Genomic DNA, 6,859 nt, shown 5'->3' with positions numbered 1-6,859 from the left:
GTTGATGGTGTCGTCGGCAGCGTCGGATGGGGAGAAGAGACAGGCGTGTGCGGACGCACACGCGTCGTCGCGCGCCTTGATGGGCGGGCTCTGGCGAGCTTCGCGACCCCTTGAATAGTGTTAACAGGCCCTCGCCGCCATCTCCCCATGGCAAAGCGCGACAGCAGGTGCCGGCGATGTGGAGGAACGGACGGGTGGACATGGCCGGCATCCTAGCCGCTAGGCCTGCCGCGGGTCAAACGCGGCCGCGTCGAGGTAGCGCGCGTCCCACGCCGCGGCCAGCGACTGCGCGCGATGCAGCGGCACGCGCGCGGTCTCGAAGCCGACCACGCAGGCCACGTCGGCCGACCCGGGCCGCGCGGGCGATTCGGCGCTGCGGCCATCGGTCAGCAGCCAGAGCCAGCGCCGACGATCGGCATGGCGCTCGAGCAGTTCGTCGGCGCGCCGCACGCCCAGCGCCAATGGGGTGCCGCCGCCGGCGCCGATGGGCGCGATCCAGTCGTCGTTCCAGGCACTGGCGCGGCGCGGCGGCAGCCGCAGCTCGACCACCGAGCCCGCGAAGCACAGCAGCGCGACATGGTCGCGCCGGCGGTAGGCCTCGTCCATCAGCGCGAGCAGCAGGCCCTTGGCGCGCGCGAGGCTGCCGTCGTTGCGCATCGAGGCCGAGGCATCGAGCAGGAAGCAGTGCAGCGCGCCCTCGCGCGTCTCGCGCGGGCGGCGGCGCAGGTGCTCGCGGCGCAGCGGGCCGGCACCGCGCGCGGCGAGCGTGCGCGGCCAGTCGAGCGCCGCGTCGGCGGCTGCGATGCCATGCCAGGCTTCGCGGCCCGGTCCCGATGACGTCTGCCTCCGGTCACCCTGGCGCGCGCCAGCGGGTGCGGTGTTCCGGAGGCTCAGGCTTTTTTTGCGAGCGAGGCGGCCGGGATCAGCGGGCGCAGCGGCTTGACGCGGGCGACGCCGACGGGCTCGGGGGGCAGCGCGCCCCAGTCGCCGTCGCCGCCGTCGCCGCCGTCACCGGAATGGGCACCGTCATCGATGGCGCTCTCGCCCTCGGCGGCCGGGGGCGGTGGCGCGCTCGACGACTGCGCGGGCGGCGGCGCCTCCGCGCCCGGCTTGCGCCGGTGCAGCAGCACGGCCTCGGCCACGCGCCGCACATGCTGCTCGCCGATCGCCTCCGCCCCTTCGAGCGCGGCCAGCGCGCGCGCCGCGCGCAGCATCACGAGGTCGGCGCGCAAGCCATCGACCTGCGCGGCGATGCACAGCGCGCCCACGGCTTCATGCACCGCATCGCCATACGGCAGCGCGATGGCATCGGCCAGCGTCGCACGGGCGCGCCGCAGCGACGCGGCGAGCTCGGCCTCGGCCGCCGCATGCCGCGCGCGAAAGCCCTCGGGATCGCTGTCGAAGGCCAGCCGCGCGCGCACCACGGCCTGGCGCTCGGTCCGGTCCTCGAGGTTGCGCAGCTGCACGCAGAGGCCGAAGCGATCGAGCAGCTGCGGGCGCAGGCTGCCCTCCTCCGGGTTCATGGTGCCCACGAGCACGAAGCGCGCGGCATGGCGGTGCGAGATGCCGTCGCGCTCGACCACGTTGACGCCGCTGGCGGCCGCATCGAGCAGTGAATCGATCAATGCATCGGGCAGCAGGTTGATCTCGTCGACGTAGAGCACGCCGCCATGGGCGCGCGCGAGCAGCCCCGGCGCGAACTTCAGCGCATGGCCGGCCAGCGCCTGGCCGAGGTCGAGCGTGCCGACCAGGTGCTCGAGGCTGGCGCCCAGCGGCAGGGTGACGAAGGGGGCACCGGGCAGCAACTCGGCCAGCGCGCGCGCGGCCGTGGTCTTGGCGGTGCCGCGCGGGCCCTCGATCAGCACGCCGCCGAGCGCGGGATCGGCCGCGGCGAGCAGCAGCGCCTCGCGCAGCAGCGGCTGGCCGGCGATGGCGGAAAAGGGGAACGACGCCGGCAGCGGCGCGGCCTGTGTGGTCATCGCGTGTGTCCTTCCATCCGCTGCTCGTGCGCGAGCAGCAGGTTCTCGATGCGTTCGCGGTAGTCGCCGGGCGACTGCCAGAGGCCACGCTGCATGGCCTCGAGCAGGCGGCTCAGCATGTCGTGCAACGCGCGTGGATTGTGCGTGTCGACGAAATCGCGGTTGTCGGCGTCGAGCACGTAGGCGTCGGCCACCATCGCGTACTGGTGGTCGCCGACCACGCGCGCGGTGGCGTCGAAGCCGAACAGGTAGTCGACCGTGGCGGCCATCTCGAAGGCGCCCTTGTAGCCATGGCGGCGCGCGCCCGCGATCCACTTGGGATTGACCACGCGCGCGCGCACCACGCGGCCGATCTCCTCCTTGAGCGTGCGCACGCGCGGTGCCTGCGGATTGCCATGGTCGCCGTGGTACATGGCCGGCTGGCTGCCGCTCAGGTGGCGCACGGCGGCGGCCATGCCGCCCTGGAACTGGTAGTAGTCGTTGGAGTCGAGCAGGTCGTGCTCGCGGCTGTCCTGGTTCTGCAGCACCACGTCGGTCGCGCGCAGGCGCCGCACCAGCGCCTCGGTGGCGGGCACGCCGTCGCTGTCCTGCCCGTAGGCATGGGCGCTGCCGCCGACATAGGCGCCGGCGAGGTCGTCGTCGCTCTGCCAGTCGCCGCTGTCGAACAGCGGCTGCAGGCCCGAGCCATAGTGACCGGGCGCCGAGCCGAACACGCGCCAGCCGGCCTGGGTGCGCGCGGCCTCGGCCGGCAGGCCCCCGGCCTCGAGCGCGGCGGCTTCGCGCAGGATGCGCGCGCGGATCGGGTTGCGCTCGGCATCCTCGTCCTCCTGCGCGGCCACGGCCTGCACGGCCGCGTCGAACATCTGCACCGCGGCCGGAAAGGCGTCGCGGAAGAAGCCCGAGATGCGCAGCGTGACGTCGATGCGCGGACGCCCGAGGCCGACCGTGGGCAGCACCTCGAAGTCGACCACGCGCTGACTGCCCGCGGCCCACTTCGGCCGCACGCCGATCAGCGCGAAGGCCTGCGCGAGGTCGTCGCCGCCGGTGCGCATGGTGGCCGTGCCCCAGACCGACAGGCCGATGCCCGCGGGATAGTCGCCATGCTCCTGCAGGTGGCGCTCGACCAGCTGGGCGGCCGACTTGAGGCCCAGCATCCAGGCGGTGGGGGTGGGAATGGCGCGCGTGTCGACCGCGTAGAAGTTGCGCCCGGTCGGCAGCACGTCGGGCCGACCGCGCGAGGGCGAGCCGCTGGGCCCGGGCGGCACGAAGCGGCCCCGCAGCGCGCGCGACAGCTGCAGCAGCTCCTGCGCGCCGCATGCATCGAGCGCGGGCGCGAGGCGCTGGGCGATGCGCCCCAGCACGGCGGCGGTGCGCGGCATGTCGGCCGGGCATTCGCCCTCTTCGATGAGCCGCGTGGCCAGCAGCTCGAGGCGCTCGCGCGTGTCGCCCTGGTGGCGCCAGGGGTCGTCGCTCACCGCTTGCAGCAGCGCGGGCCGCGCGCCCTGCCAGGGCGTCGCGGGCTCGATGTCGAGCGGATCGAAATGCTCGCCGGGCAGCAGGTCGTGCGACAGCGCACCCAGCAACCCCGCATCGGCACCGCTGCCGTCGCCCGCCGGATAGCGCGCCAGCGCCAGCAGCGTGTCGCGCCGCAGCCGGCCCTCGGGCGAGGCACCGAACACATGCAGGCCGTCGCGGATCTGGGTTTCCTTGAGCTCGCAGAGGTAGGCGTCGACGCGCGCGAGCACGGCATCGTCCGCCGCGCCCGCCGCGTCGAGCTCGTCGACCAGATGCTGGGCGCGCACGGCCGCGAGGATCTGCGCGCGCAGCACGCGTGCGCGGCGCGCATCGACCAGCAGCGCGTCGTAGTACTCGTCGACCTGGCGCTCGAGGTCCTGCATCGGGCCGTGGTTCTCGGCGCGCGTGAGCGGCGGCATCAGGTGGTCGACGATCACGGCCTGGGTGCGGCGTTTGGCCTGCGCGCCCTCGCCCGGGTCGTTGACGATGAAGGGATAGACGTTGGGCAGCGGCCCGAGCACCGCGTCGGGCCAGCAGGCCTGCGTCAGCGCGATGCTCTTGCCCGGCAGCCATTCGAGGTTGCCGTGCTTGCCCACGTGCACCACCGCGTCGATGCCGAACACGTCGCGCAGCCAGAAGTAGAAGGCCAGGTAGCCGTGCGGCGGCACGGCCTCGGCGTCGTGGTAGCTCGCATAGTCCTGCGAGCCCGAGAGGTTCAGCGCGCGCGCGGGCTGGATGCCGACGAAGACCTGGCCCAGCCGCAGGCCCGCGATCATGAAGCGGCCCTGGCGCAGCATCGGGTCCTGCTCGGGCGGGCCCCAGCGTTCGTCGATGGCCGCGGCCATGCCTTCGGGCAGCGCGGCCAGGCGCGCGCGGTAGTCGGCCAGCGCGTAGCTCTGCCAGGCGGGCCGCGCGGGCCATTCGCGCGGGTCGTTGGCGATGCCCTGCTGCAAGGTCTGCATCAGGCTGTCGCCATCGGCCGGCAGCGCCTTCGGATCGCCGAGCGCATAGCCCTCGGCGCGCAGCGTTCCGAGGATCGCGATCACCGAGGCCGGCGTGTCGAGCCCCACGCCGCTGCCGATGCGGCCCTCGCTGCCCGGGTAGTTGGCGAGCACCAGCGCGAGCCGCTTGTCGGCCGCCGGCAGGCTGCGCAGGCGGCACCAGCGGCGCGCGAGCTCGGCCACGAAGGCGATGCGGTCGGGCTCGGCGCGGTAGCCGACCACCTCGGTCTGCGTCAGCTCGCAGCGATGCAGCAGGCCCTTGAAGCTCACGGCGCGCGTCACGATGCGGCCGTCCATCTCGGGCAGCGCGACCTGCATCGCGATGTCGCGCGGCCGCAGGCCCTGGCTGTCGGCCAGCCAGTCCTCGCGGTTGCCGCCGCTCACGATCACCTGCAGCACGGGCGCATCGCCGGCCAGCGCCGGTTCGCCGCCCTCGTCGCCGTCATGCCCCAGCGCCGCGAAGGCGGTGGTGTTGAGCACCAGCTGCACCGCGTGCGTGGCGCAGAGCTCGCGCAGCGCCGACAGGCACAGCGGGTCCTTGAGCGAATCGAGCGCCAGCGGCAGCGGGTTCAGGCCCTCGGCCTGCAGCGCCTCGGCCAGCGCGTCGAAGGCGGCCGTGTTGCCCGACAGCAGGTGCGAGCGGTAGAACACCAGCGCCACCACCGGCGCGCCGGGCCGCCAGCGCGCGCGCAGGTCGTCGATGCCGGGCACGGCCGAGGTGGCGGGCAGGCCCGGCACGTGCAACGCCACCTGCGGCAGGCTGCGTGGCGGCAGCGGCTCGTCGCCATGGCGCAGGCCATGGAAGGCCACCGCGCGCAGGAACTGCAGCGCATTGGCCGGGCCGCCCGCGCGCAGGTACTGCCACAGCCGGTGGCAGACGGCGCGCGGCGCGGTGCTGCGCGCGAGCAGGTCCTCGTCCTCCTGCAGATCGCCCGAGAAGATGGCGAGCTGCTGGCCGTGCCGGCGCGCGAGCTTCTCGAGCTGCTGCAGGCCATAGGGCCAGGCCGAGGCCGCGCCGAGATGGTCGACCACCACCACGCGCGCATGCCGCAGCACCTCGTCGGCATAGAGGTCGAACGAGGCCGGCTGGCGCAGGTACATGAGGTTGGCCAACCGCAGCGAGGGATAGCCGGGATCGCTGGCCGCGAGCGCGCCGCGCGCGGCCGACAGCAGGGCCAGCGTGGTATCGGCCGAACTGAGCACCACGATCTCGCCCGGCGTCTGGTCGAGCCGGGTGACGACGCCCGGGTCGTCCTCGACGAAGCGTCCGGGCTGGGTGCTCAGCAGGTGCATCGTCAGGCCGGCAGCGCCGCGCCCTCGAGCACCTCGCGCAGCGCGGCCTCGTCCAGGTCCTCGCCGATGAAGACCAGCTGCGTGCGCGGCGCCTCGCCGTCGCGCCAGCGGCGATCGAAGTGGTGGTCGAAGCGCCGGCCCACGCCCTGCACCAGCAGGCGCATCGGCTTGCCAGGCACGGCGACGAAGCCCTTGACGCGGTAGATGGTGTGGCGCTCGACCAGCGCGGCCAGCGCGGCCAGCAGCCGCTCGCGGTCCATCGCGGGCAGGTCGATCACCAGCGAGTCGAACTCGTCGTGATCGTGGTCTTCCTCGTGGTCGTGGTGGCTCTCGCGCAGGTGGATGGTGGTCTCGGCCGCGCGGCCCTGGCCCAGCAGCAGCGCGAGCGGCAGCTTGCCCTCGGTGGCCGTCACGATCTTGACCTCGGGCGGCAGCTCCTCGCGCACCAGCGCCTCGACGCGCGCGCGCGCGGCCTCGTCGAGCAGGTCGGCCTTGTTGAGCACCACCAGGTCGGCGGCCGAGAGCTGGTCCTCGAACAGCTCGTGCAGCGGCGACTCGTGGTCGAGGTTGGGGTCGGCGCGGCGCTGCGCGTCGACCGCCACCGGGTTCTCGGCGAACTGGCCCGCCGCGGCGGCCGGGCCGTCGACCACGGTCACGACCGAGTCGACGGTGAAGACGTTGGCGATGTCGGGCCACTGGAAGGCCTGCACCAGCGGCTTGGGCAGCGCCAGGCCCGAGGTCTCGATCAGCACGGCATCGAGCTGGTCGCGGCGCTCGGCGAGCTGCAGCATCACGGGCAGGAATTCCTCCTGCACGGTGCAGCAGACGCAGCCGTTGGCGAGTTCGTAGAGCGCGCCCTCGCGCTCGTTGCCCTCGTCGTCGCAGCCGATGCCGCAACCGCGCAGGATCTCGCCGTCGATGCCGAGCTCGCCGAACTCGTTGACGATCACCGCGATGCGGCGGCCCTCGGCATTGCCGAGGATGTGGCGCATCAAGGTGGTCTTGCCGCTGCCGAGGAAGCCCGTGACGATGGTGACGGGGATTTTTGCGTTGCTGGTGGTCATGGAGATT

Annotated in this window: 4 protein-coding genes; all 4 read right to left on the bottom strand. The window is 73.5% G+C overall.

Translation table 11 applies throughout. From position 1 onward, the window contains the following. Nucleotides 1-219: 219 nt before the first annotated feature. The 4 genes from AC07RV_RS14450 to cobW all read right to left on the bottom strand — a co-directional run bounded on the left by AC07RV_RS14450 (nucleotide 220) and on the right by cobW (nucleotide 6,852). A complete protein-coding gene (locus AC07RV_RS14450) occupies nucleotides 220-678 on the bottom strand; it encodes a vWA domain-containing protein (protein WP_472922541.1) in 459 nt (152 codons plus the stop codon). A 212-nt stretch (nucleotides 679-890) separates the two neighbouring features. Further along, the gene (locus AC07RV_RS14445) at nucleotides 891-1,979 is read right to left on the bottom strand and encodes a magnesium chelatase ATPase subunit I (protein WP_296777603.1); all 1,089 of its coding nucleotides are present in this window, start codon (nucleotides 1,977-1,979) and stop codon (nucleotides 891-893) included. Beyond that, entirely contained in the window at nucleotides 1,976-5,788 is a 3,813-nt protein-coding gene (gene cobN, locus AC07RV_RS14440; protein ID WP_296777599.1) for a cobaltochelatase subunit CobN, read from the bottom strand. The genes AC07RV_RS14445 and cobN overlap by 4 nt, the downstream gene beginning before the upstream one ends. A gap of 2 nt (nucleotides 5,789-5,790) precedes the next feature. After that, complete coding sequence (gene cobW, locus AC07RV_RS14435) at nucleotides 5,791-6,852, bottom strand: cobalamin biosynthesis protein CobW (RefSeq protein WP_296777596.1); 1,062 nt, start codon at nucleotides 6,850-6,852, stop codon at nucleotides 5,791-5,793. Between the last annotated feature and the right edge of the window lie 7 nt (nucleotides 6,853-6,859).

It is taken from the genome of Variovorax sp. GW821-FHT09B01 (assembly GCF_059418345.1).
Note: the sequence above shows the minus strand (reverse complement) of the source record. Positions and strands in the feature narration are given on the sequence as shown.

What these genes read in the sequence shown, in the direction of transcription:
- AC07RV_RS14445 (WP_296777603.1), bottom strand. Translation starts at nt 1,979, where the DNA reads ATGACCACACAGGCCGCGCCGCTGCCGGCGTCGTTCCCCTTTTCCGCC.
- cobN (WP_296777599.1), bottom strand. Translation starts at nt 5,788, where the DNA reads ATGCACCTGCTGAGCACCCAGCCCGGACGCTTCGTCGAGGACGACCCG.
- cobW (WP_296777596.1), bottom strand. Translation starts at nt 6,852, where the DNA reads ATGACCACCAGCAACGCAAAAATCCCCGTCACCATCGTCACGGGCTTC.